The sequence below is a fragment of the Enterococcus sp. AZ095b genome, assembly GCF_051714725.1.
GTDB classification, from domain to species: domain Bacteria; phylum Bacillota; class Bacilli; order Lactobacillales; family Enterococcaceae; genus Enterococcus_B; species Enterococcus_B pernyi.
The window spans coordinates 2,119,794-2,145,924 of record NZ_JBIOSL010000001.1 but is presented as its reverse complement, the minus strand read 5'-3'; the positions used below and the strand labels follow the sequence as shown (position 1 = coordinate 2,145,924).

The 26,131-nt window shown below is 40.3% G+C and carries 24 protein-coding genes and 1 other annotated feature; of the genes, 19 read left to right on the top strand and 5 right to left on the bottom strand.

Annotated elements, in window-relative coordinates; all coding sequences use genetic code 11:
* Nucleotides 1-136 precede the first annotated feature (136 nt).
* The 8 genes from zapA (at nucleotide 137) to IGJ99_RS10195 (ending at nucleotide 10,513) form a co-directional block, all read left to right on the top strand.
* The gene (gene zapA / locus IGJ99_RS10230) at nucleotides 137-571 is read left to right on the top strand and encodes a cell division protein ZapA (protein WP_010734832.1); all 435 of its coding nucleotides are present in this window, start codon (nucleotides 137-139) and stop codon (nucleotides 569-571) included.
* 29 nt (nucleotides 572-600) lie between these two features.
* A complete protein-coding gene (locus tag IGJ99_RS10225; protein ID WP_010734833.1) occupies nucleotides 601-1,149 on the top strand; it encodes a CvpA family protein in 549 nt (182 codons plus the stop codon).
* A 109-nt stretch (nucleotides 1,150-1,258) separates the two neighbouring features.
* Complete coding sequence (locus IGJ99_RS10220) at nucleotides 1,259-3,619, top strand: endonuclease MutS2 (RefSeq protein WP_438725294.1); 2,361 nt, start codon at nucleotides 1,259-1,261, stop codon at nucleotides 3,617-3,619.
* 85 nt (nucleotides 3,620-3,704) lie between these two features.
* A complete protein-coding gene (gene trxA, locus IGJ99_RS10215; RefSeq protein WP_010734835.1) occupies nucleotides 3,705-4,019 on the top strand; it encodes a thioredoxin in 315 nt (104 codons plus the stop codon).
* A 266-nt stretch (nucleotides 4,020-4,285) separates the two neighbouring features.
* Nucleotides 4,286-6,064, top strand: coding sequence for an excinuclease ABC subunit UvrC (gene uvrC / locus IGJ99_RS10210; protein WP_023520060.1), 1,779 nt, complete (start codon nucleotides 4,286-4,288; stop codon nucleotides 6,062-6,064).
* 142 nt (nucleotides 6,065-6,206) lie between these two features.
* Complete coding sequence (locus IGJ99_RS10205) at nucleotides 6,207-7,106, top strand: ABC transporter ATP-binding protein (RefSeq protein ID WP_010734837.1); 900 nt, start codon at nucleotides 6,207-6,209, stop codon at nucleotides 7,104-7,106.
* Nucleotides 7,099-8,361: an ABC transporter permease gene (locus tag IGJ99_RS10200; protein ID WP_010734838.1), complete on the top strand. Its 1,263-nt coding sequence runs from the start codon at nucleotides 7,099-7,101 to the stop codon at nucleotides 8,359-8,361. The genes IGJ99_RS10205 and IGJ99_RS10200 overlap by 8 nt, the downstream gene beginning before the upstream one ends.
* Nucleotides 8,362-8,614: 253 nt before the next feature.
* Nucleotides 8,615-10,513, top strand: coding sequence for a fructose-1,6-bisphosphatase (locus IGJ99_RS10195; RefSeq protein ID WP_137072632.1), 1,899 nt, complete (start codon nucleotides 8,615-8,617; stop codon nucleotides 10,511-10,513).
* Nucleotides 10,514-10,609: 96 nt separating this feature from the next.
* Here IGJ99_RS10195 and IGJ99_RS10190 read toward each other — a convergent pair whose 3' ends face one another.
* Nucleotides 10,610-11,329 carry a gamma-glutamyl-gamma-aminobutyrate hydrolase family protein gene (locus IGJ99_RS10190; protein ID WP_010734840.1) on the bottom strand — a complete coding sequence of 240 codons (720 nt, stop codon included), beginning with the start codon at nucleotides 11,327-11,329 and terminating at the stop codon, nucleotides 10,610-10,612.
* Between the two features lie 215 nt (nucleotides 11,330-11,544).
* Nucleotides 11,545-11,592 (top strand) — a sequence feature (sodium ion sensor (DUF1646 type); this cis-regulatory element may regulate processes involved in with the transportation of sodium ions).
* A 99-nt stretch (nucleotides 11,593-11,691) separates the two neighbouring features.
* Here IGJ99_RS10190 and IGJ99_RS10185 point away from each other — a divergent pair.
* The 10 genes from IGJ99_RS10185 (at nucleotide 11,692) to IGJ99_RS10140 (ending at nucleotide 21,936) form a co-directional block, all read left to right on the top strand.
* Entirely contained in the window at nucleotides 11,692-12,024 is a 333-nt protein-coding gene (locus IGJ99_RS10185) for a hypothetical protein (RefSeq protein ID WP_438748388.1), read from the top strand.
* On the top strand, nucleotides 12,011-14,005 hold the full coding sequence (locus tag IGJ99_RS10180) for a V-type ATP synthase subunit I (protein WP_438770807.1): 1,995 nt from the start codon (nucleotides 12,011-12,013) through the stop codon (nucleotides 14,003-14,005). The genes IGJ99_RS10185 and IGJ99_RS10180 overlap by 14 nt, the downstream gene beginning before the upstream one ends.
* Nucleotides 14,006-14,028: 23 nt before the next feature.
* The gene (locus tag IGJ99_RS10175) at nucleotides 14,029-14,499 is read left to right on the top strand and encodes a V-type ATP synthase subunit K (protein ID WP_010734843.1); all 471 of its coding nucleotides are present in this window, start codon (nucleotides 14,029-14,031) and stop codon (nucleotides 14,497-14,499) included.
* A 16-nt stretch (nucleotides 14,500-14,515) separates the two neighbouring features.
* Nucleotides 14,516-15,100, top strand: coding sequence for a V-type ATP synthase subunit E (locus IGJ99_RS10170; RefSeq protein ID WP_062804878.1), 585 nt, complete (start codon nucleotides 14,516-14,518; stop codon nucleotides 15,098-15,100).
* Between the two features lie 14 nt (nucleotides 15,101-15,114).
* On the top strand, nucleotides 15,115-16,101 hold the full coding sequence (locus tag IGJ99_RS10165; protein WP_169058175.1) for a V-type ATPase subunit: 987 nt from the start codon (nucleotides 15,115-15,117) through the stop codon (nucleotides 16,099-16,101).
* Nucleotides 16,091-16,402, top strand: a complete 312-nt coding sequence (locus IGJ99_RS10160) for a V-type ATP synthase subunit F (RefSeq protein ID WP_438770806.1) — start codon at nucleotides 16,091-16,093, stop codon at nucleotides 16,400-16,402. The genes IGJ99_RS10165 and IGJ99_RS10160 overlap by 11 nt, the downstream gene beginning before the upstream one ends.
* Before the next feature lie 20 nt (nucleotides 16,403-16,422).
* Nucleotides 16,423-18,204 (top strand): V-type ATP synthase subunit A, encoded by a 1,782-nt coding sequence (locus IGJ99_RS10155; protein ID WP_438770805.1) that lies wholly within the window; start codon nucleotides 16,423-16,425, stop codon nucleotides 18,202-18,204.
* The gene (locus IGJ99_RS10150) at nucleotides 18,197-19,573 is read left to right on the top strand and encodes a V-type ATP synthase subunit B (RefSeq protein ID WP_010734848.1); all 1,377 of its coding nucleotides are present in this window, start codon (nucleotides 18,197-18,199) and stop codon (nucleotides 19,571-19,573) included. Before IGJ99_RS10155 ends, IGJ99_RS10150 begins: the two co-directional genes overlap by 8 nt.
* 7 nt (nucleotides 19,574-19,580) lie before the next feature.
* Nucleotides 19,581-20,216 (top strand): V-type ATP synthase subunit D, encoded by a 636-nt coding sequence (locus IGJ99_RS10145; protein WP_438770804.1) that lies wholly within the window; start codon nucleotides 19,581-19,583, stop codon nucleotides 20,214-20,216.
* A gap of 373 nt (nucleotides 20,217-20,589) precedes the next feature.
* Nucleotides 20,590-21,936, top strand: coding sequence for a TrkH family potassium uptake protein (locus IGJ99_RS10140; protein WP_019723165.1), 1,347 nt, complete (start codon nucleotides 20,590-20,592; stop codon nucleotides 21,934-21,936).
* Between the two features lie 83 nt (nucleotides 21,937-22,019).
* Here IGJ99_RS10140 and gloA read toward each other — a convergent pair whose 3' ends face one another.
* Nucleotides 22,020-22,394: a lactoylglutathione lyase gene (gene gloA / locus IGJ99_RS10135; RefSeq protein WP_010734851.1), complete on the bottom strand. Its 375-nt coding sequence runs from the start codon at nucleotides 22,392-22,394 to the stop codon at nucleotides 22,020-22,022.
* Between the two features lie 133 nt (nucleotides 22,395-22,527).
* Between gloA and IGJ99_RS10130 the strand changes: the two genes are divergently transcribed.
* Nucleotides 22,528-22,971 carry an NUDIX hydrolase gene (locus IGJ99_RS10130; RefSeq protein ID WP_023520053.1) on the top strand — a complete coding sequence of 148 codons (444 nt, stop codon included), beginning with the start codon at nucleotides 22,528-22,530 and terminating at the stop codon, nucleotides 22,969-22,971.
* A gap of 70 nt (nucleotides 22,972-23,041) precedes the next feature.
* Here the strand turns inward: IGJ99_RS10130 and yidA are convergent, their stop codons facing one another.
* Genes yidA through IGJ99_RS10115 form a run of 3 tightly spaced genes read right to left on the bottom strand, consistent with a single transcriptional unit; the run spans nucleotide 23,042 to nucleotide 26,053 of the window.
* The gene (gene yidA / locus IGJ99_RS10125) at nucleotides 23,042-23,851 is read right to left on the bottom strand and encodes a sugar-phosphatase (protein ID WP_010734853.1); all 810 of its coding nucleotides are present in this window, start codon (nucleotides 23,849-23,851) and stop codon (nucleotides 23,042-23,044) included.
* A 14-nt stretch (nucleotides 23,852-23,865) separates the two neighbouring features.
* Nucleotides 23,866-25,236, bottom strand: a complete 1,371-nt coding sequence (locus IGJ99_RS10120) for an HD domain-containing protein (protein ID WP_438770803.1) — start codon at nucleotides 25,234-25,236, stop codon at nucleotides 23,866-23,868.
* Nucleotides 25,220-26,053, bottom strand: coding sequence for a lipoate--protein ligase family protein (locus tag IGJ99_RS10115; RefSeq protein ID WP_023520051.1), 834 nt, complete (start codon nucleotides 26,051-26,053; stop codon nucleotides 25,220-25,222). The genes IGJ99_RS10120 and IGJ99_RS10115 overlap by 17 nt, the downstream gene beginning before the upstream one ends.
* Nucleotides 26,054-26,131: the final 78 nt, after the last annotated feature.

Genomic DNA, 26,131 nt, shown 5'->3' with positions numbered 1-26,131 from the left:
ATGCACACATAGCATTTTTGCAAAGTTTATCATATAATAGTAAAGTATTTATAATGAAGTTTTTCGTGTACGGTTAATTGCTTAACTATATGGTACACTAGTTAATATTTTTGGCAATAGGAGGAGACAGATTCATATGGCACATGAAAAAACACGCTATAAAGCGGTGATTGCGGACCAAACGTATACTATTATCGGGCAAGAATCAAAACAGCATATGGATATGGTCACAAAATTAATCAATGAACAATTAGCTGAACTGAAAGAATTGTCCCCTCAATTAGACAATGAACAAGCAGCTATTTTATTAGCAGTCAATGCATTTTCCGATCAATTGAAAAGACAGGAAAAAAATTTGAATTTAATAAAAGAAGTCACAGAACTGAAACAAAAAATGGTGAGATTCACAGAAATGGAAAATCGGATCAAACGAATCGAAGCAATTGAAAATGAAGCACGAGCAGTATTGAAAGAAAATGGAAGTGACCATGAAATCAAGAATCATGTGGAAGCACAACAGATTCTAAATGAAAAACGAAAAGGTCAAATCAAACAAAGATCTTCGAATTGATATTATTATAGAAGAGAAAGGAAGAATGTATGCTTAGTCTTTTGATTTTATTTATTTTGCTGATTGCATTTTTTTCTGGAGCCAGTCGTGGTTTTGCGCTACAGGGAATTTATCTGGTTGGCTATTTTGTCTCATTTCTAGCAGCACAAACCTATTACAAAACATTAGCCAATCATCTGCAATTATATATTCCTTATCCTGCGGTAACCGCCAATTCTAACTTAGTTTTTTTTGATCAAGCTTTTTCATTTAAACTAGATGAAGCATTTTATGCAGGGGTGGCTTTCTTGATCATTTTATTTGTTGGTTGGCTAGTCACACGATTCATTGGGGTATTCGCTCATGGGTTGACATTTATTCCTGTACTAAAGCAATTAGACTGGGTGGCTGGAGGGGTTTTATCCGTGATCATCACCTATATTTCGTTGGTTCTAGTTTTACGTTTACTAACATTTATTCCGGTGGGATTTATCCAAAACCAATTTAGTGGCAATAATCTTGCAACATTTATGGTTGAACGAACACCTATTTTAGCAAATAAAATATATGATCTATGGGTGACACAAGTGATTAACTAAGTAAGAGATGATTTTTTGTCAATGACAGAGGCTATGAAGATGTTGGTTAGTCTTGAAGACTGCTTAGCCATCTATCGGCCTCTTTTTTAGTGAAAGTAAGGTGAAAAAAATGAACAAACGCATTCTAGAAACATTAGAGTTTGAAAAAGTAAAACAACAAGTACGACAGTTTGTGATCACAGCACAAGGGCAAGAAGAATTAGCCCAGCTTGTGCCAGTGAATGAAGCAGAGACAATCAGATATTGGTTGGAAGAAACGGAAGATGGACTAAAAGCCCAACGATTGCGTGGCGGCATCCCAATCCCCAAAATAGAGAATATCCGCCCACATATGAAACGGATCCAAATCGGTGCGGATCTTAATGGGGTCGAGTTAGCACAAGTTTCTCGTGTCTTATCTACTACTAGTGAGTTGCGACGTTTTATTGATGATTTAGCAGATAGCGAGATTGAGTTTGCGCGTCTTTATTTTTGGACAGATCAATTAGTCGCTATCCCATCCTTGAGCCGTCGTTTGAAAGAAGCAATCGATGATGATGGACGAGTGACGGATGATGCCTCTCCAGAGTTGAAGACGATCCGCCATAATATCCGTAGAAGCGAACAAGCAGTCAGAGAACAATTAGATGGGATCGTTCGTGGGAAAAATGCCAAATACCTAAGCGATGCCATCATTACGATGAGAAACGACCGCTATGTTATTCCAGTAAAACAAGAATATCGTGGTGTGTTTGGCGGAGTCGTCCATGATCAAAGTTCTTCGGGACAAACACTATTCGTTGAACCAAAACAAGTCGTGGAGTTGAACAATCGCTTGCGTCAATATCAAATTGCCGAACGCAATGAGATCCAACGTATTCTAAGTGAGTTGTCGGCGGAGTTGGTTCCTCATCGCCAAGAAATCATCCACAATGCGTATGTCATTGGAAAAATGGACTTGATGAATGCGAAAGCACGCTTTGGGAAAGAACTAAAGGCAATCGTACCGACGATCAGTACAGAAAACATTGTTGATTTGAAGCAAGCCAGACACCCATTGATCGATCAAGAAAAAGTCGTACCAAATGATATTTCGATTGGGGAAAACTATCAAGCGATCGTCATTACTGGACCAAATACTGGTGGGAAAACCATCACGTTGAAAACACTGGGCTTATTGCAATTGATGGGGCAAGCAGGGTTACCGATCCCGGTGGATGAAGAAAGTCAGATCGGGATCTTTGAAGATATTTTTGCTGATATCGGAGATGAACAATCGATTGAGCAAAGTTTATCGACCTTCTCCTCACATATGACAAATACCGTGGATATCCTTTCCAAAGTTAATGAAAAAAGCTTAGTTTTATTTGACGAACTAGGTGCAGGGACTGATCCTCAAGAAGGAGCAGCGCTAGCAATTGCTATTTTAGATGATCTAGGAAAGAAATCTGCCTATGTGATGGCAACAACACATTATCCTGAACTGAAAGTCTACGGCTACAATCGTTCGAATACCATCAATGCAAGCATGGAGTTCAACGTTGACACCCTTAGCCCCACATACCGCTTGTTGATCGGCGTGCCAGGTAGAAGTAATGCCTTTGAGATTTCAAGTCGTTTAGGATTAGACAACCAAGTCATTGATGAAGCCAAGCAATTGATGAACGATGAAAGTCAAGACTTGAATGAAATGATCACTGATTTAGAGAATCGTCGAAAAATGGCAGAAACAGAGTATTTAGAGATGCGTCATTATGTCGATGAAGCGCAACGTCTGTACAATGATTTGAAAGAAGCTTATAGCTACTTCTTTGAAGAGCGCGAACAAGAAATGGCGAAAGCCAAACAAAAAGCCAATGCACTTGTTTCTGAAGCAGAAGAAAAGGCAGAAAAAATCATCGCAGATATTCGCAATTTACAAAAACAAGTGGGGCAAGGTACGGTCAAAGAGCATCAATTGATCGATGCCAAATCACAGTTAGCTAACTTGCATCAAGAAGAACAATTAAAGAAAAATAAAGTCTTGAAAAAAGCGAAAGAACAGAAAACATTGAAACCAGGTGACGAAGTACTCGTGACGACTTATGGGCAACGTGGAACATTGTTGCGCAAAAATGGCAACCAATGGCAAGTGGAGATCGGTATCTTGAAGATGAACGTTTCGGAAAGTGAATTGACACCGATCGCTCCCCAAAAAGAACCACAACAACGAGTGATCCATACGGTTCGCTCAGATGCGCATTCGACGGTCTCCAATCAACTTGATCTTCGAGGGAAACGTTATGAAGAAGCATTAAATGAAGTCGATCTATATTTAGATGCGGCAATTTTGGCTGGCTACCCTCAAGTGACGATCGTTCATGGAAAAGGCACAGGCGCACTAAGAACCGGGATCACCGATTATTTAAAAAATCATCGTAGCGTCAAGAGCTTCGATTTTGCTCCTGGAAATCAAGGGGGCAATGGTGCGACAATTGTTAAATTTAAATAAAGCTTACTAAAGGTAAGCAAATAGCTCGAATCTAGGTACCAATAGTGCTATACTTAGAATAGACTAATAAATGGAGGTCTTTGATATGGCTCAAGTAATTACAGATGCAACATTCAACGAAGAAACAGATAAAGGGTTAGTTTTAATCGACTTTTGGGCAACTTGGTGTGGACCTTGTCGAATGCAAGCGCCAATTTTAGACCAGTTAGAAGAAGAATATGACGAAGACGAATTCAGAATCGTGAAGATGGATGTTGATGAAAATCCTGAAACACCACAACAATTTGGGATCATGAGTATTCCAACATTACTTTTGAAAAAAGACGGCGAAGTAGTAGAAAAAGCAATCGGTGTTCAATCAAAAGATCAATTACGTCAAATGATTGCCCAACACTTATAAGATTAAGTAACTAACACATCAGACTGAGACAACAATCATATGGATTGCTGTCTCGGTTTTTTTGCGACTAATCAAGTCATGAAACTGAACAGAGAAGTGGAACAAAAAAGTCATAGATGAAGAGAATAGTATCTATTTTTGGAGACAAGATACTTAAAAATTTATACAATAAACTGCGCAAAATTTTTCTTATGTCTCTTCGCTTGATACTTCTCTCTCAACCTCTGTTATAATAGCGATATCAGAAATATAAAGGAGCAGTCACCATGAATGAACGAATAAAAAATAAACTTGCATTACTTCCTGATCAGCCTGGCTGCTATTTGATGAAAGACAAAAACGGCACGATCATTTATGTGGGAAAAGCCAAAGTCTTGAAAAATCGCGTGCGTTCCTATTTTACTGGAAGTCATAACACGAAAACGGAGCGATTAGTCAGTGAGATCGAGGACTTTGAGTACATTGTGACAGAATCCAACATTGAAGCATTACTGCTAGAAATCAATCTGATCAAAAAGAATGATCCAAAATACAATATCATGTTAAAGGATGATAAAACTTATCCTTTCTTAAAAATCACGAATGAAAAATATCCTCGTTTGGTGATCACTCGTAAAGTATTAAAAGACAAAGCCTTTTATTTTGGCCCTTACCCGGATGTTGGGGCTGCGAATGAAACAAAAAAGATTTTAGATCGTTTATTCCCATTACGGAAGTGTAAACCAAGTCAGACAAAAGAACCTTGTCTTTATTACCATTTAGGTCAATGCTTATGTCCCTACTATTTTGATGTAGATCCAGCGGAATATACAAGTATCGTGAACGAAGTCAAACGCTTTTTGAATGGTGGTCATGAGACGATCGAAGCTGAAATCAAAGAGAAAATGGCTAAGGCTGCAGAAAATATGGAATTTGAAAAAGCAGCAGAGTATCGTGATCAAATCAGAGCTATTGAAACGATCATGACAAGACAAAAAATGACAAACACTGATTTGATTGATCGAGATGTGTTTGGTTATGCCATTGATAAAGGCTGGATGTGTGTCCAAGTATTCTTTGTACGTCAAGGAAAGCTGATTGAACGAGATGTATCGATCATTCCTTTTTATAATGAAGCAGAAGAGGATTTCTTAACATACATCGGGCAGTTTTATCAGGAAAATGAACATTTCATTCCAAAAGAAGTGGTGATCCCTGATACGATCGATCAACCGAGTGTTGAGGCGTTATTATCGACAAAAGTCATCCAGCCCAAACGTGGTGAGAAGAAAAAATTAGTCGAACTAGCCAATAAAAATGCAAGGGTGGCATTGAACGAACGCTTTGATTTGATCGTGAGGAAACAAGAACGAACGATCGGAGCGATCGAGCGCCTTGGTAATGCGATGAACATTCCAGCACCCATTCGGATCGAGTCTTTTGATAACTCTAATATCATGGGAACCGATCCAGTAGCGGCGATGGTGGTATTCATCGATGGAAAACCAGCAAAAAAAGAATACCGTAAATACAAAATCAAAACGGTCGTTGGACCAGACGACTATGCTTCGATGCGAGAAGTCATCTACCGCCGCTACGCACGTGTGATACGAGAAGAACTGCCCTTGCCTGATCTGATTTTAATCGATGGGGGGAAAGGGCAAGTCGATGTAGCGAAGGATGTACTGGAGAATCAATTGGGAATCGATATCCCTGTCGCTGGAATGGCTAAGAATGATAAGCATAAAACCAATGAGTTGTTATTTGGGAATGAATTAGAAGTGGTTCCGCTTGAACGAAATTCACCAGAATTCTTTTTACTGCAACGTATCCAAGACGAAGTCCATCGCTTTGCAATCACGTTTCATCGTCAGTTACGTAGTAAAAATAGTTTTGCGTCGCGCTTAGATGAAATTGAAGGGTTAGGGCCAAAACGAAAAAAAATGTTGTTGAAAGAGTTCAAATCGTTAAAAAACATCACCGCTGCGTCAATTGAGGAGTTACAAGAAATTGGTCTACCAAAAAATGTCGCACAAAATGTTTTCGATAAACTGCATAAAAATTGAACTGAGGGCGCTTTACAAAACCTGTAAAGTGTCCTATCATTTTCATATGTACAATAAAAAACAATAACATAAGTTCTTATGTATAAGTTATTTTATATCGTACAGTAAAGGATAGAGGAATTTAGGATGAAGGAGTGAGAAAATGCTAGAAGTAAAGGATTTGGTTAAGACATTTGGCAGTTATACAGCTGTTGATCATGTTTCTTTTCAAATACCTGATGGGAAAATCATGGGATTGATTGGGCAAAACGGGGCAGGAAAAACAACGACTTTTCGTTTGATTTTAGATTTTTTGACGCAAGATCAAGGAGAAGTACTATGGAACGGCCATCATTTGAGTGAAAAAGATTATGACATCATTGGGTATTTACCTGAAGAACGAGGGCTTTATCCCAAGGTATCGATCCAAGAACAGTTGATCTATTTTGCCGCATTACGGGGAAAAACAAAAAAAGAAATTGAACCTAAGATCGATTTTTGGATGGAGAAATTTCAAGTAAAAGGGAAAAAAACAGATAAAGTTAAGTCCTTATCAAAAGGAAATCAACAAAAGGTACAACTGATTGCAACACTGATCCACGAACCCAAGTTGATTATTTTAGATGAACCTTTTAGTGGGTTGGACCCAGTGAATGCTGAGCTACTTAAAGACGGGATCATCGAATTGAAGAAAAATGGCTCTTGTGTCATTTTTTCTAGTCACAATATGGATAATGTTGAAAAGATTTGTGACCACTTGATCATGCTTCGAAATGGGGAGATGGTACTAGATGGGAAAGTCCACGAGATTCGAGAAGCATTTGGCAGAACAAAGCTATTTTTGGAGTCTGGATTGTCACAACAAGAAGTAGAGGAAATCGCTGGGGTCCAAAAAGTGGTTCTTCGTGAGGATCAATCGTTGGAAATCACGTTGGATCATCCAGATGTAGGGAAAGAAATTTTTACCCGTGCGACACAATTTGGCTATATTCCAATGTTCAATCAACAACCGCCTACTTTAGAAGAAATCTTCAAGATGAAAGCAGGTGAACTACATGGGTAAATTTTGGATCATCACAAAAGATGTCTATTTGAAAAATGTCAAATCGATTTCTTTTATTATTATGATATTAGTCCCGTTTGTTTTGATGGGTGTGATTTACTTAGCAGGTAATTTTGCTCAACAAAACAGTGAAACAGATAAAATCGGTGTGATTGCTGAAGACCAACAAATCACTGATTATTTGAGTCAATCCGATATGGGGGATTTCCACTTTGAAGCTTTTTCATCGGAGGATGAAGCCAAAAGTAAGTTATCTGACGAAAAGATCGATGCGTACATGGTAGTCACGACAGATAATGGAGAAGTATCCGGAGAATTATTTAGTGAAAACTCATTAGGCCAAGCAACACAACTGTTGATCCAACAGCAGTTGACTGGTTTACAGTCAATGATGCGGGCAAGTAGCTTAGGGATCTCTCCTGAAGAAGTGGCTGCATTAAGTCAACCGGCTGGATTTTCACGACAAAAAGTCAGTTTTGACGCCAATGGTGAAATGACGATAGGAGAAGATAACTCAGCTGTTCAATATGCAGTCAGTTATGTCGCAACGATCATTCTATTCATCATCATCTTGACGTATGCACAGATCATCGCGCAAGAGATTGCTTCAGAAAAAGGGACAAGAATCATGGAAGTGATCTTGTCTAGTACCACTGCACAAAAACATTTTTATGGAAAACTAACAGGAGTTCTGCTAGTGGCAGTCACTCAAATGGCTTTATACGGCATCATCTTTGCAGTAGGATTCAACCAGTTCAAAGATATGGAAATCGTTAAAAGTGTACTGGATGGGATTTCTTTGGATAGTATTTTCGGGCCATTCTTATGGTACTCTTTACTATTTATGTTCTTTGGGATCTTGATCTACGCCGTGTTAGCTGCCTTATGTGGCTCACTAGTCAACAAAGCCGAAGATACAGCAAAAGCGATTTTACCAGTGACGTACCTTTCTTTAGGTGGTTATATGCTAGGATTGATCCTTGGTGCATCTGATCCGAATAATATCGTGATCCGCATCACTTCATACATTCCATTCCTATCTTCATATATCATGCCGATCCGCTTGGCAAATGAAACGGTTGAAATAAGTGGCGTATTGATTTCTTTGATCGTTCTAGTGATCATCACATTCGTATTGATGTTCATGTCCGCAAATATGTACAAATCAAATGTGCTTGTTTACAGTGAAGGTGGTATTTGGACGTCATTGAAACAATCGATTTCAATCATGAGAAATGAACGCAAAAAGAAATAAATGTTGAAGTTGTAACAGAAATATTCAATGATGAGAAATAAGCCGAGACGCCCGAAAGGTGAAGAACAATTTTCGGGTGTCTCGGCTTATTTTCGTAAGAGTTGCTTTTAGACGTATACCTAGAGTGCTTTTGTTTGATTTGAAAAATCCACGATTTTATATGTACCTATTTTTTATTTAGTAAAGTAATTTTGTTGTAAATATCTATTGTGTGTCCTATAATTTTAGGTATACCAATTTTGGAGGCGTTTGGATGGATCAATATTTAGAATTATTGTCAGAAAAATTCCCAACAAAAGAAGAAGTCATTACGGAGATCATCAACTTAGAAGCAATCCTACAACTACCAAAAGGAACCGAATTATTTTTAAGTGATATCCATGGAGAGTTTCCAGCATTTGATCATATATTGAGAAATGGTTCAGGGAATCTACGAGAGAAAATCAAAGATTTATTTCAAGATTGTTTAAGTGAAGAAGAGATGAAACGATTAACGATTTTTGTTGCATATCCGGAATACGCATTAGCGACTGACTGGTACAAAAAACAAGACAAAACAACGTTGATCCATCAATTGATCGAGTTACTGCGATTCACTTCTGTTAAGTATACGAGATCAAAAGTAAGAAAAGCCTTGCCTAAAGAATATAGTTATATCATTGAGGAATTATTGTATGTCGATGATCGTGTGCAAGGGAAAAAATCTTATGTGAGTAAAATCGTTGATCAGTTGCTTGAGATGAATGAAGAAGAGCGCTTTTTAAAAAAGTTAGCGCAGACGATTCAACGAATGGTGATCGATCATGTCCACGTGGTCGGAGACATCTTTGATCGGGGGACACAAGCCGCCAAAGTGATGGACCGCTTGATGGAGATCCATTCAATCGATATCCAATGGGGCAACCATGATATTTTATGGCTGGGGGCATATTGTGGCTCGGAAACTTGTTTGTTGACCTTATTGCGTATCGCTGCGCGGTATAATTATTTATTCGAGTTGGAAAAAGAATACGCGTTGAATCTGCGTTCCCTTTGTTCGTTTGCGACAGAAACTTATCAAACAAACCCTTTGTTTACACCTAAGAATAGCCAAGACGCAACGGAACGCGAGAGAGAAGAGATGGAGAAAATCCATCAAGCGCTTGCGATCATGCAATTCAAACTAGAATCGCATTTACTGAAACGACGACCAGAATTTGAGATGGCGGATCGGGATATGTTAGCGAATATCGATTATGAAAAAAATGAGTTGTTTCTGGATGGTCAAAAGTATACGATCCATCACCCATGTTTCCAGACGATTTCTGCGCAGGAACCGGATCGTTTAACGGCAGACGAACGACGAGTGATCGATATGTTGCTGTATTCTTTTCAACATTCACTCCGAATGCAAAAACATATGGATTTCCTTTTAGAAAAAGGTAGGATGTATCTTGTCACGAACCAAAGTATCTTGTTTCATGGCTGTATGCCGGTAGATGAACATGGTGAGTTTCTAAGTTTTAAACTTGGGAGTGAGACGTATCAAGGGAAGCAATTGATGGCATTTTTTGAAGAACAGATTCGTGAAAGTGCTAAATCACTGAAGAAAAAAGAAGACCTAGCGACTGATTTGATTTGGTACGCATGGAGTGGGCCTTACTCGCCGTTGTTTGGTAAAAGTAAGATGGCTACGTTTGAGCGTTATTATTTAGCAGAAAAAGAAACGCATGTGGAAGTCAGCAATGCTTACTATCGATTACGAGACAAAGAATGGTTGAGTCAAAAAGTAAGGCGTGAGTTCGGTGTACCTATCTATGGTTCAGTGATCATCAATGGACATACACCAGTCAAAGTGAAAAAAGGGGAGTCACCAATTAAAGCGGACGGAACAGTTTTCGTGATTGACGGTGGTTTATCAAAGGCCTATCAACGAACAACGGGTATTGCAGGGTATTCGTTGCTATGTAACTCTTATGGCTTTCAAATCGTGACCCACTACCCATTTTTAGGCATCGAGGAACAATTTGAAACAGCCAATGGCTTGGCAGAAGTCAAAAAGGTCATTGATCAACAGTTGCCACGAAAATTAAATCGTGATACGACAAAAGGGAGCGAATTGCAGCGACAAATCGAGCAATTGAAACAGCTGCTTGAGTATCGTAGAAGTTAACTGCAGATCGATGTTCCTTGCATAAAATGAATGAAAGCCCGTCTAGCTGAAACAACATGTTCCTGCTAGACGGGCTTTTCATTTCGTTTATAACGATCATAACGATTGTACAAAATAATCAAATAATTTTTGATCGAGTGGATTTTTTTGGTGAATAAGCTCAGGATGCCATTGAACACCAAGTATTCGTTGGTTGGATCCTTTACTTTCAACAGCTTCCACCAATCCATCAGGAGAATACGCTGTTGCTTTTAGTGTAGGAGCAAGATCCCTGATTGCTTGGTGATGATAAGAATTTACAAAATAAGAAGTAGGTAATACTTCGTGGAGGATACTATCTGGTTCGACTGTGATTTCATGCGTAGCAAATTGTGGGGGAGTTGGTTGTTGTTCATGTTTCACTGACCAATTTGGATATAACGTAAGGTCTTGGTAAAGATTCCCCCCTAACGTTACATTCAATAATTGCATCCCACGACACACAGCTAAGATCGGTTTATTTTGTTTTAATGCTTCATTGATCAACGCCTGTTCAAATAGATCCCGATTCAGGTTTGTTTCTGTCAATTTAGGGTGAGGCGCTTCGTTGTAGAACGAAGGACTGACATCCTGACCGCCAGCTAGGAGTAGCTTATCGACGAGCTGAATGTAGTCACGAGCGCTCTCTGTGGAAGAAATAGGGAGAAGCAAAGGCAAGCCCCCTGCTTGCTGTACCGCATTAACAAAACCTTGCGGGGTGTAAGTGACTTGATTTCCTTGAAATGTTTCTGTAGCCCGCAGTAATTGATTGGCCGCGATACCAATTTTTTGATGCATACGATTTCCTCCATTCATAAACTACTTCTATTTTAGCAATAGTTTAAAAAAATTAAAATATTTGTTTTGGAAAACGTACGTAATTATATAATAGGTAGAATGTTTCTAAAGTTGCTCATTTACTGTCAGTTATGAACTTTCTGAAAGGAAAAAGGGATCTGTTAGTTGAAATTTTACCTGAATTTGTTATACTTGTAAGTAAGAAATATATAAATGGTTGGGCGCAAGCTTCAAGGATCTAGTTCTTCAAGGGGTGAGAAGAACATTTTTTTGAAAGTGCCTAGATTATCTGAAGTTATTTTTAGAGGGACATACTTTCAATGAAAAAAGAAAGGATGTCCCTCTTTTTTTAGAGAAAGGAAGTGGGGAATGTGCTAGAAGCCTTAGAAAAAATCAAACAAGCTGAAAAAGAAAATGAACAAGCGATGAAAAAGCTTCAGCAAGAGTTAAAAGATTATAAAGAAGCAAAAGAGGTCGAATTGGATCAACTTCGTGCAAGTCAAAAACAACATTTGGAACAGTTGCTTGAAGAAAAAAAACGAGCGGAACAGCAAAAAGCGATTGCTGAAAAAAATAAATTGAACGAAGACGCTAGACGATTGCAATCCATCGTACAAGAACAATATGAGAAGCAACGTCAGCAAGCGGTTGACGCGATCATTGAAAGGGTGAAAGAAACCTATGGCCGTCACTAAGATGGAAAAAGTGACTCTTATTTCCGATAAACAAAATCAGGATGCCTTATTACAAGCAATCCAAGGCATCCAAAATGTAGAGATTCGCGATCTTTTTCAAGAAACGACAAATAACCAATGGGTGGATACTTATTTTCCTAAGGCAGCGATTTTTGAAAAAGAACCGATCGTCAATGCGCTTACTAGTCGGATCATGCAAACAAGAGAAGCTGTTCAGTTCATTGATCATCATGGGGACAAGCAACAAAAGAAACAACACCTCAAACGAAGAGAAGTGACCTTGCAGGAACTAGAAGCAAATTATTCGGAAGAAGATTTTACGAAGCGTTTAACTGAAATATTAGGCTTGAAGAAACAATGGGAAACATTAGCAGAACAACGAGAACAACTGTCAGAGCAGGAAGACTGGTTGACACATTGGGCAAATCTGGATGTTATACCGCAAAGCTTTAGTAGTCACCAAACAACAGTTGAGATGGGAACGATCAGTGTTGCTAATGCGACAGAATTTAGAGAAGCATTAGCAAAAGTTCCAGAGGTCTATGTGGAAGAAGTCAGCGAAACAGATCACTTCGTTTACTTGACTTACGTGGTGCTCAAAACTTCAGCATCTATTGTCGATGAGATTGCTACTCGTTATGGTTTTGTCAAAGAAGCATATCCTTATGAGCAAACGCCAAAAGAACAGCTACAGGAAATCAAGCAAGAGTTGCAAGCTTGTTACGAAGCACAAAAACAATTAGCGATCAAAATCGGTCGTTGTAGCAGTTACATCCAAGAATTGGAATGGGCAGAAGAAATCCTCTTGGCAATGGCAGAACGAGAAGCAGTGAAGGATCGATTTGTCATGGCGCCTTACCTGATCGTTGTCCAAGGATGGGTCGGCGAGGACGAAAAGCAAGAATTGATCCAGCAGGTAGAAAATACGTTGTCTGCTGATGAAGTCTTTCTTAGCTTTGAAGCGCCCACCGAAGAAGAGATCGATCAAGAAGTACCAACGAAATTGAAGAACCATCCAATCGTGGCACCTTTTGAAATGCTGACGGAAATGTACAGTTTACCTAAGTATCATGAAATTGATCCGACACCATGGATGACGCCATTTTATCTTGTCTTTTTCGGGATGATGGTGGCTGATATTGGTTATGGTTTACTCATGCTTATAGGCGCAATCATTGCGCAAAAATTGTTGGTATTACCTCGAGGGATGCAGCGATTTGCTAAGTTTTTCGAAATCTTAGCGATTCCGTCGATCATCTGGGGATTTATTTATAGTTCCTTCTTTGGACAAGCGTTACCGACCGAAGTATTAGGTATCCACTTACCCTTCCCGTTGTTGTCTACAACAGATGATGTCAATACGATTTTAGTCTTGTCTGTCATTTTTGGGCTTATCCAAATCTTAGTCGGATTGTTTCTTGCAGCAAAAGAGCATATCAAGCGCAAAGATTACGTGGATGCGATCAATGATGGATTTGCCTGGCAAGGGATTTTAGTGGGAGTCGTCCTTTTATTACTTGGTAGTATGATCGTCAAGAACCCGATTTTTGTTTACCTAGGTGCAGGATTAGCGATTTTATCAGCGCTATGTATTTTGGTCATTCCGATTTTCCAATCTTCATCCAAAGCCAAAGGTGCTGCAAAAGGAGCCTATAATTTGTATGGTTTGACTGGTTATATCGGTGATCTAGTGAGTTACACACGATTGATGGCTTTGGGGATCTCTGGTGGGAGTATCGGCGCTGCCTTCAATATGTTGGTTGCTTTCATGCCGCCAGCCGCGCGCTTTAGTGTCGGGATCTTATTGATCATCGCTTTACATGCGTTGAATATGTTCTTGACCTTGCTTAGTGCCTACGTGCATGGCGCGAGATTGCAATATGTCGAATTTTTCGGCAAGTTTTATACCGGAGGCGGACGGGCCTTCGATCCACTGAAAACAGCGGAAAAATATGTCAATATCAATCATAAGAAAAAGTAAAAAAATTGGAGGAATTTTAAAAAATGATGGATTACTTAATTGCTCAAAATGGTGGAATGGTGTTTGCGGTATTAGCGATGGCAACAGCCACGATCTTTTCAGGGATCGGATCAGCGAAAGGTGTGGGGATGACTGGTGAAGCCGCAGCTGCATTGACGACAAGTCAACCGGAAAAATTCGGACAAGCGTTGATTTTACAATTACTTCCCGGAACACAGGGACTTTATGGCTTCGTAATCGCCTTCTTGATCTTTATCAATTTAAATGCAGATATGTCGGTTGTCCAAGGGCTGAATTTTTTAGGCGCATCTTTACCGATTGCCTTTACAGGATTGTTTTCTGGGATTGCTCAGGGGAAAGTATCTGCTGCAGGTATCCAGATCTTAGCGAAAAAACCAGAACACGCAACTAAAGGAATTATCTTTGCCGCAATGGTTGAAACTTACGCAATCTTAGGCTTCGTTATTTCTTTCTTATTAGTATTGAATGCTTAAACAAGGAGGAAAAACAATGAACGCCATTGATAATATCATTCGTCAAATGAATGAAACAGCTGAAGCAGAACGAGCGGCGTTTGAAAAAGCAGAACGTGAAAAAATCGATCAGCAGTTCAAAATCGAGCGTGCGCGTTTAGAAGCAGACGATGAAAAGCAAAAATCTAAAGAACTTGAAGAAATCGAAAAGAGTTACCGTCAATTAAGAAATCGCCAACAGGTGGAAGTGCGTCAAGCAACACTCAATGAAAAACAAGAATTTTTACATCGTTTGTTTGCTGAAGCACGCCAAGAATTAGAAAGTTGGCCAGCAGCAGATCAACTTTCATTGATGTTCAATATGGTGCAGAATTTATCCTTATCTGGTGAGGTTACTTTATTAGCCGGAGAAAAATCTGCTGCCATTTTAACCAATGAAGTAGTGACAAAGTGGAACCAACAGTTGCCCTTCACCTTGCATCTAAGTGATCGAAGGATTGCCAAAGAAGCAGGATTTTTGATTGATGACCAAGGGGTACAATACAACTTTGTCTATAGTGATCTAGTACAAGAAGTGCAAGAACAAATGCGCTTTGAAATTGCGAAACAACTATTCGAGTAAGGAGGGATCGGTGAATGGATTATCATGAATTAAATCCCTTGATTCGTGGAAGAGAATTAGAACTTTTATCAAAAGAAGATTTTGATCGCATGATCCAGACGAAATCATTGGACGAATTAGGCGAAATGTTAAAAACAACGATTTATCATCCTTATATCTACGAAGGTTTTGAACGGGACTTTGAGGAAAATCTGTTGGCTGAGTCGGGCAAACTATTTACCTGGTTGAAAGAATCGGCGCCAGAACCTGAAGTCGTTTGGGTCTATACGATGCGGTATACGTTCCATAATTTAAAAGTCCTGACAAAAGCCGAGATGACGGGTAAAAATCTGGATCACCTGTACCGTAATGATGGTTTTTATTCATGCGAAGCGTTAAAGCAAGCAATCCATACACAAGCCTCTACAGAATTGCCTTCGCAGTTGATGGATAGTATTCGTGAAGTCCATGAATACTGCGAAGAATCCTCTGTGTTACAAGGAATCGATGTTATCTATGATCGCTATTTCTTGACAGAGCAACGCCGTCTTGGAGAGAAACTTGGGTATCCGGAATTACTGGAAGAAATCATTGCGTTTATTGATTTGACTAATATCACGACCATGGCACGCGGTATCTTGCAACAACGATCCAGCGGTTTTATGACTGCAGTACTTTCAAGTTCTGGCAGTATCCCGAAAGAAACGTTTTTGAGTTTCGTCAAAAGCGAGTTGGATACCTATTTGAACTTTCTGCAAACAACAGATTATCGTCAATTGATCGAACCTGCAATCCATGAAGGAGAACTAGATTTTGTTCGATTAGAACAAATCAAAGACGATTACTTATCTTCGCTGTATGAAGCCGCACAAACGCAGGCTTTTGGCCCGTTGCCTTTACTTGCTTTCTTGAATGCAAAAGAAATTGAGAGTAAAAATCTTCGGCTATTAGTGATCGGTAAGAAAAATCACTTTGATAATGAAACGATCAGAGAAAGGGTGAGACAAGTCTATGACGCGTAAAATCGGTGTCGTTGGCGACAAAGATTCTGTTTTACCATTTAAATTATTTGGGTTTGATGTGCACTATGCGACAGAGCCACAAGAAGTGAGGCGCGCAATCGAACAAATGGCAAAAAGCGCCTATGGAGTGATCTATGTCACAGAACAATCGGCGGCGATGACACCTGAGACGATAGAACGTTACAAAGAATCGATGACGCCAGCAATTGTCCTAATCCCTAGCCATCAAGGAACGATGGGGATCGGCGTAGCAGAGATCCAAAAGAGTGTGGAAAAAGCAGTTGGACAAAATATCTTATAGAATGTAAAGGAGATAGTGCATTGCAAATTGGAAAAATCATAAAAGTCTCCGGCCCTCTCGTGATGGCAAAAAATATGTCAGATGCAAGTATCCAAGATATGTGCTTAGTGGGAGAGCTAGGAGTCATCGGCGAAATCATTGAGATGCGCGGAGATGTCGCATCGATACAAGTATACGAAGAAACTTCAGGGATCGGCCCTGGTGAACCCGTTCGTTCAACAGGTGAAGCGTTGTCTGTTGAGTTGGCGCCTGGGATCATTTCACAAATGTTTGATGGGATCCAACGGCCATTAGATACGTTCATGGAGATCACGCAAAGCAACTTTTTAAGTCGTGGTGTCCAATTATCAGCGTTAGACCATGAAAAAAAATGGTGGTTTGAAGCAACTGCTGAAGTCGGGCAAGAAGTCAGTACCGGAGATGTTCTAGGTGTGGTGGATGAAACAAAGATCATCCAACACAAAATCATGGTACCTCATGGTGTCAAAGGAAAAATCAAAAAAATCGAAGCGGGATCATTTACGATCGATGAAGTGGTTTGTGTCATCGAAACAGAAGACGGTTTGCGAGAATTGACGATGTTGCAAAAATGGCCTGTTAGACGGAGTCGTCCGATCAAAGCAAAATTGAATCCGGACGCGCCAATGATCACGGGGCAACGTGTTATCGATACCTTTTTCCCAGTGACAAAAGGCGGAGCTGCCGCTGTACCTGGCCCATTTGGTGCTGGTAAAACAGTTGTTCAGCACCAAATTGCTAAATGGGCAGATGTTGATATGGTCGTTTATGTTGGTTGTGGTGAACGTGGTAATGAGATGACGGACGTACTGAATGAGTTTCCAGAACTGATTGATCCTAATACAGGTGAATCATTGATGGAACGTACCGTATTGATTGCCAATACATCAAATATGCCAGTAGCTGCACGGGAAGCATCGATCTATACAGGGATCACTATTGCGGAATATTTCCGTGATATGGGATATGATGTGGCGATCATGGCAGATTCCACTTCTCGTTGGGCAGAGGCATTGCGAGAAATGAGTGGACGTTTAGAAGAAATGCCTGGTGATGAAGGCTATCCTGCATATTTAGGTTCTCGTTTAGCTGAATACTATGAACGTTCAGGACGTGTCATTGCTTTAGGTAATGAAGAACGTGAAGGAAGCATTACAGCGATCAGTGCGGTCTCACCATCTGGTGGAGATGTTTCTGAACCAGTGACTCAAAATACGTTGCGTGTCGTGAAAGTTTTCTGGGGATTAGACTCCAGTTTGGCGCAAAAACGTCATTTCCCATCCATCAACTGGATTCAAAGCTATTCTCTTTACTCGTCAGAAGTGGGACGTTACATGGATCAGATCCTACAAGCGGATTGGGCAGAGATGGTGGCAGAAGGAATGCGTATCTTGCAACAAGAAGAGCAATTGAATGAAATCGTGCGTCTTGTTGGTGTCGATTCACTTTCAGATAATGATCGCTTGACGCTTGAAGTAGCAAAGTCCATTCGTGAAGATTACTTACAACAAAATGCGTTTGATGAGGTGGATACATTTACTTCTAGAGAAAAACAATTCAAGATGTTGAAATTGATCCTATCTTTTGGTGAAGAAGCACGTCAGGCGATTTCATTAGGTGCTTATCTCAGTGAGATCATGAAAGGAACTGTGGGATTGAGAGAACGAATCGGTCGTAGTAAATTCGTGCCAGAAACAGAATTAGAGAAATTAGATGAAATCCAAGCGAATATCAAACCAACGATCCAAGCAATCGTTTCAGAAGGAGGAATGACCGATGATTAAAGAATATCGAACAATTGGTGAAGTGGTCGGTCCTTTGATGGCGGTCGAGAAAGTCGCTGGGGTGAAATATGAAGAGTTGATTGAAGTTCGTATGCAAAATGGCGAGATTCGTCGTGGACAAGTACTTGAAGTACAAGAAGACAAAGCGATGGTCCAAATTTTTGAAGGAACTAGTGGAATCAATCTGAGAGATTCAACGGTCCGCTTTTTAGGGCATCCATTAGAGTTGGGAGTTTCTGAAGACATGATCGGTCGTGTATTTGACGGGTTAGGTCGTCCAAAAGACAATGGGCCAGAAATCCTACCAGAAAAATACTTGGACATCAATGGAGAAGTCATCAACCCGGTGGCTCGTGATTATCCTGATGAGTTTATCCAAACAGGTATCTCAGCAATCGATCACCTGAATACTTTGGTCAGAGGACAAAAATTGCCGGTATTTTCTGGCTCTGGTTTGCCACACAAAGAATTAGCTGCTCAAATTGCGAGACAAGCGACGGTGTTAGACTCTTCTGATGATTTTGCAGTTGTTTTTGCTGCCATTGGAATCACCTTTGAAGAAGCAGAATTCTTTATGGAAGACTTCCGCCAGACGGGAGCAATCGATCGTTCGGTGATGTTCATGAACTTAGCGAATGACCCAGCCATCGAACGGATCGCAACGCCTCGTATGGCATTGACTGCGGCTGAATATCTCGCTTATGAAAAAGGGATGCACGTGTTAGTCATCATGACAGATATGACTAACTACGCCGAAGCATTACGAGAAATCTCTGCTGCCCGTCGTGAAGTGCCAGGTCGTCGTGGCTATCCAGGGTATCTTTATACGAATTTAGCAACTTTATATGAACGTGCTGGTCGAATCCGAGGATTAAAGGGGTCTGTGACACAAATCCCGATCTTGACCATGCCAGAAGATGATAAGACACATCCCATCCCTGATTTGACCGGCTATATCACAGAAGGACAAATCATTTTGACGAGGGAATTGTATAAGAGTGGCATCCAACCACCGATCGATGTCCTGCCTTCGCTTTCACGTTTGAAAGATAAAGGGACAGGTGAAGGGAAAACTAGAAAAGATCATGCAGCGACGATGAACCAATTATTTGCGGCGTATGCCCAAGGTAAACAAGCCAAAGAATTAGCTGTTGTCTTAGGGGAGTCGGCGTTGTCAGACGTGGACAAAATCTATGCTAAGTTTGCGGAACGTTTTGAAAAAGAATATGTCAATCAAGGATTTTATACCAACCGCTCAATCACTGAAACGCTGGATCTAGGATGGGAACTTTTAGCCATGCTTCCACGAACGGAATTAAAACGGATCAAAGATGATCTGCTTGACCAGTACCTGCCAGAAGGGGAGTGAGTGTCAGATGGTTCGATTAAATGTTAATCCGACACGAATGGAATTGACACGACTCAAAAAACAATTGACGACTGCAACAAGAGGACACAAATTGTTGAAGGATAAGCAGGATGAATTGATGCGTCAATTCATCCTACTGATCCGTAAGAACAATGAACTGCGCCAAGTAGTAGAAAAAGAAATGACAGCAGCTATGAGCGATTTTGTCCTTGCGAAAGCTTCATTACCTGAAGCCTTCATTGATGAATTGTTTGTACTACCGGCTGAAAATGTCGAGTTAGCTGTTATCGAAAAAAACATTATGAGCGTCAAAGTACCGATCATGAATTTTGAATATGACGAACAGCTAGGCGAAGCACCGGTGGATTATGGCTATTTGAATTCCAATGCAGAATTAGACCGTTCGATCGATCGTTTTACCTCATTTCTGCCTAAGCTCCTTGAGTTGACAGAGATCGAGAAAACCTGTCAACTGATGGCCGGTGAGATCGAAAAAACACGGCGCAGAGTGAATGCGTTAGAGTACATGACGATTCCACAATTAGAAGAAACGATCTATTATATCAAGATGAAGTTAGAAGAAAATGAACGTGCGGAAGTTAATCGCTTGATCAAAGTGAAAAATATGGGGAACGCTGATTAGCTAAGTCATCTGAGCAAATTAGTAACGTTGTTCGTTCATCCGAGCTACAGTTCTAAGCTCCGAAGAATAGGCCGTAAATGTCGAAAAATATCTTTAACTAATTTCGGATGTTTATGGCTTATTATATGGAGTTTTTTTTTTTGTAGAACTCATTTGAGCGTTCCTATTGTTTGTTCGAAAGCATGTGTATCAAACGAACAGGTATAAGGGAGGAAAAAGACTCAAATTCTTTGCTGGAAGAAGAAAAACAGGGTAAGATAAGGGATGAAAAGAAAGCGAGCGTTTGGCGGACTTACTTTTACATCCGTGAGAGCAATAGCTACTTCATTTGTTCGTTGCGAAGGTAGCTAACGGTCTTAGAGGAGTGATTCGAATGAAACAGAGGATAACAAAACAACTGTCACCAGTTCAATTGATTGCTGTTGGCTTTTTTCTTTTGATCTTAGTTGGTGGCAGTTTACTTACTTTGCCTTTCTTTAGTAAAAGTGGCGAACCGACGAATTATATTGATGCATTATTTACTGCAACTTCAGCCGTCTGTGTCACTGGCTTGACTACATTGAACACTGCGGCGCATTGGAATGAAGCCGGTCAGTTTCTGATCATGGTTTTGATCGAGATCGGTGGTTTAGGTTTTATGATGATCCCCATTATTTTCTTTGCAGTAGCGAAGAAAAAAGTCAGCTTTAGTATGCGGATCTTACTAAAAGAAGCATTGAATCTTGAAATCATGTCAGGTGTTATGAGTTTGATGCTCTATATCTTGAAATTCGCAATGGTCATCCAAGGGCTGGGAGCACTTGCCTTGAGTTTTACATTTGTGCCGACTTACGGATGGACAAAAGGGATTTGGTACAGCATCTTCCATGCCGTATCAAGTTTTTGTAATGCTGGGTTTGATTTGTTAGGGGATAGCTTAGCAAATGATCAGCCAAACATCTATCTCTTAATGGTGGTCTCTGCGCTGATCATTGCTGGTGGGTTAGGTTTCATTGTTTGGCGGGATCTACTTAGTTATCATAAAGTAAAGAAAATCACTCTCCACTCAAAAATTGCATTGATTGTCACTGGTGGCTTATTGGTGGGCGGTTTTATCGTCTTTTTCTTTACCGAACAAAATGCGATCCATCTAGTTGAAGGAACTTATCTTGAACGTTTAGCAAATACGTTCTTCATGAGTGTCACACCAAGAACAGCTGGTTACTACTCCATCGACTATTTACAAATGAGTCATGCCGGCTTGATGTTGACAATGATCTTGATGTATATCGGTGGAACATCCGGTTCAACAGCAGGTGGGTTAAAGACCACTACTTTGGGCATCCTATTGATTCAAATGCATGCGACATTTAACGGGAAAACCAGAGCTGAAGCTTTCGGACGAACTATTCGCCCAGCAGCAGTACTTCGCGCACTGACATTGTTTTTCGTTACATTGTCTTTATGTATGTTGGCGATCATGGTCTTGTCTGTGACTGAGACGATCCCAGAAACTTCAGGCATCGAATATATTGCTTTTGAAGTGTTCTCAGCTTTTGGAACAGTTGGGTTGACAATGGGGTTGACGCCAGATCTGACAGAAGTCGGGAAACTGATCATCATGTCATTGATGTATATCGGACGTGTAGGGATTTTAACCGTCTTTTTCTCTATTCTTGTAAAAGGAAATCAAGTAGGGACGAAGTACAAATATCCAGAAGAGAGCGTATTGATCGGTTAACAGTAAGTGGTTTTAAGAACAGAAAAAAACAGAGGAAGTTGACACGCGGTGTTCACATCCTCTGTTTTTTAGTATTGCTCTATTTATTTTGTACGAATGACTTCGATTTTGTAACCATCAGGATCGACAACGAAGTAATAAGACGGAGCTGTTCCTGGCAGTCCTTTCAAGTCAGTCACGTTGAAGCCTGCTGCTTGATGTTTTTCATGAAGTGCTTCTAAGTCTTCAACTGAAATAGCGATATGACCGTAGCCGTTTCCTAAATCATAGCCTTCATGATCATAGTTGTAAGTCAACTCTAATTCGTAATCATCTCCTGGTAAAGTCAAGTAAACCAGCGTGAACTTGTTTTCTGGAAAATCGCGACGACGACTTTCTTCAAAGCCGAATGCTGTTTGATAGAATTTTAAAGAAGCGTCAAGATCTTTAACGCGGACGCAAGTGTGAGCCATTTTCATAAGTATATCTTCCTTTCTTTTTTACCTTTTCCACATTATCATATCAAAAATTTCAAGTACGCTATGGGTTTGTGCTTGTTTATGAGAAAACTCTCATGTAGAATAGAAAGAAAAAGATGAAGGGACAATACCTATGGAAAACCCAATGTTTGGCGAAAAAGACGAGTCTGCAAATTACCAAGACCGTTACGCAGCGTATATCATTGTCGAAACACATGGGAAAATCGCAATGATCGAAGCGCCAAATGGTGCCTTTTTTTTGCCAGGCGGTGAAAAAGAGGGACAGGAAACAAATGAAGAAGCGATTTCTCGTGAATTACTGGAGGAAATGGGGATCAGCGCAGAGATTTCTTGTTATCTAGGGGAAGCAGCGGAATATTTTTACTCAAACCATCGAAAAACTTACTTCCACAATCCTGGCTATTTTTATGTAGCAAAGAGTTGGCAAAAGGTAGGGGAACCAACCGAAAAAGACCAATCGATCTGGTGGGTCACTCCTGAAACTGCCTTAGAAAAATTAAAACGAGGAAGTCATCGTTGGGCAGTGGAAAAATGGTTAGCGATGAAGCAAAATTGAACAAAAAAACAGCTCATAAGAAAGAGCCGATACTTCGGACTTTAAAATGAGCTGTTTTTATTCATTACTTTTACAAGACATATTTTTTGATTGCTTCAGCCACACCGTGTTCATCGTTGGTTGCAGTAACCACATTAGCCGCTTCTTTTATCAACGGAACGGCATTTCCCATCGCCACGCCTAATCCAGCGTATTCGATCATCGACAAATCATTTTCGTTGTCACCGATTGCCATGATCTCCTCTTGTTTGATTCCTAGATGTTGGGCTAAGTTAGCAACAGCAGCGCCTTTACTAGCTTCTTTGTTCAAGATCTCAAAGTAGAAAGGTGAACTCTTGACAGTTGTATATTTTTCGCGGAAAGTTTGTGGTAAACGAGCGATGGCCGCATCTAGGATCGCTGGTTCATCGATCATCATCATCTTCACGATACTCATATCAGGTGTCATTTCATCAGCTGTCCGATATTTCAATGGCATGTTGACTAAAAAAGCTTCATGGACAGTATAGGGACTGATATCACGATTCGTTGTATAGATCGTCTGATCATCGATCGAATGCAAATGACTCCCCACACGTCTGGCCATGACTTCGATCTCCAAGAAATCTTCATAAGTCAAGCCATGACGAGCAATGATCTTGCCGGATTTTGTTTGCTGGACTAACGCACCGTTATAAGTGATCACATAATCGTTGTCTTGGTATAATCCCAATTCATTCAATTGGTTTTTGACTCCTGGAAGCGGACGACCTGTACATAGTACGATTGCCACGTTTTTTTCCACAGCGCTTGCAATTGCTTCTTTTACTTCTTGTGTGATTTCTCTTTTTTCGTTTAACAGGGTGCCATCGATATCGATAGCGACTAATTTGATAGACATAAAATTCTCCTTAGTTAGTTTATTTCTTCAATCAATGCGCCATTATGGATATGACGCGCAAAATCTTGGTAGGTTTCATCAAAAAGATCATAGTGATTACGCAAGGTAGGATCGACCATTTCTTTTGGAAAGAAGAAGCGTTCATCTCCTTGTTCTTGCCCTGCGAGTGCAGCAACTAATTGACTGACCTCTGATAATTCTACCAAAGTTCCGTCATTTCGCAAGATTTCAATTTGTGTGCGATGTCTGCCTTCTTCTGGACGGTAAAAATCATAAGGCAGGTCATAGCTTGAATTGATGGCTGTATAATAGTTTGGATTGTAGCCCACTTTTTCGACCAAAGAGGTCAATTCAGCAATCAGTGGTGAGTGACGATCACCAGAAAACATCGCTGATTTCAATGGTTTACGATTTAAGAAGCGTTTGGCTAAGTCACTAAGGATTGGATCAGATGAATCCGTCCATTGACTGAAACACGTATTCAAGACGCCATCATCCAGCTTTAAGTACTCATCTAAACTAAATGTGCCATCTAAAAATGGCAACAGTAACTGTGAATAACGTGCAAAACTATCATCATCTTGGTGATAAAGTTCATGGGCACGATGCAATAGATGCTCCAAGACGACTTCCATTCCCCGAGAAACTGGATGAAAGTATACTTGAACATACATCTGATAGCGACTGACGATATAATCTTCTACTGCGTGCATCCCATTCATGGAAAAGGCGATTCCACCTTGATAGGGGCGAATCACACGCAAAATCCTTGTCAGATCGAACGTTCCATATTCTGTACCTGTAAAGTAGGCATCACGTAAAAGGTAATCCATACGATCGGCATCGATTTGGCTAGAGATCATTTGGACGACTTGTGGATTTGGATATGTTTTTTGGATCACACTAGCCACTTTCTCAGGAAAACCTTCTTCGACACGATTCAAAATCTGATAGACTTCCGTTTCTGGCGAAGTAATGATCTCTACAGTGATTGCTTCATGATTGGTCTGGAAAATATGTTCAAAGGTATGTGAATAAGGCCCATGGCCAATATCATGGAGTAAGGCGGCACATAAAGTCACGAGACGTTCCCGATCATCCCAACCAGAAGGACCGATTTTTTCAATGGAGAAATTTCTTGAAAAAATGTCACAGATGCGTCGGGAGATTTCGTATACACCGAGTGAATGAGTGAAACGGCTATGCTCTGCGCCATGGAAAGTAAATGACGAAGTACCGAGTTGTTTGATCCGTCGTAATCGCTGGACTTCTTTCGAATTGATCAAGTCTAAAATCACTTGATGTTGCACGTGGATGTAGTTATGCACTGGATCTCTAAAGACTTTTTCCATTGGTAATAGTTTGTATTTATAAGGTGTTGTCATAAGCCAGCTCCTTTAGTGCATTTCGTTGGGTCATACGTTCAATTTGTCCGTGCCATTCATCTGGCGAAACATTCGCTTCTTGCCAAATGTCAGACCCCATAGAAATACTTGTTGGATAAGATGTAGTGAACGCTTGGATAAATGAATCTTTTACTTGAGCAACGGTCAACGGTGTATCGAATAACTTTTCTAGTGTCGCCATGCTTGTAGGTGCCACCGCAGGATAGCCGTTTGTACCGAATTGTTCTTTCAATGCTTGTTGATAAAACTGTCGCATCAGTTCGCCTCGTTTTTCTTGATCCCCATTCACGCTCAGATACATCATCACAGAGATCCCGTTTTTGATCCGCCGTTGTGCGATCCCGGCAAATTTTTTACCATTGATACTGAGATCGTAGGTACCAGGACAATAAGAATCTTTGATTTCATAGGCTTCTATTTTGTCTGCATAAACAGGAAAAGCCTGACGAGTAAGAGCGAGCATCTGTTCATATCCTTCATCGATCGAGATCTTGTTCTCATCTTCTTGTGGGAAAATCAACGAGATATTCAAAATCCCTTGGTCTGAAACGATACCTAGTCCACCAGCATTGCGGATCACCGGTGTAAATCCCGCATCTTGGATGACCTTGATCCCTTCAGATAAAAAAGGGGTTCGGGTATCCTTCATACCGAGGATGATCGTCTGTTCATATTGCCAAAAATGTAGAAAAGTTTGTTGATTTTTTTTGGCATACTCTGTTAAAATATCCGTTAAAGCAAACGGAGAAAAATCATTTGTTTGGTAGACTTCTTGATCCAAAATGATGGACGTCATGTACTCAACTCCTATTTAAATCTGCTTGAGCAGCGATTGTTACAACCTCAACTCATTCTAATATACAGGAGTATCACT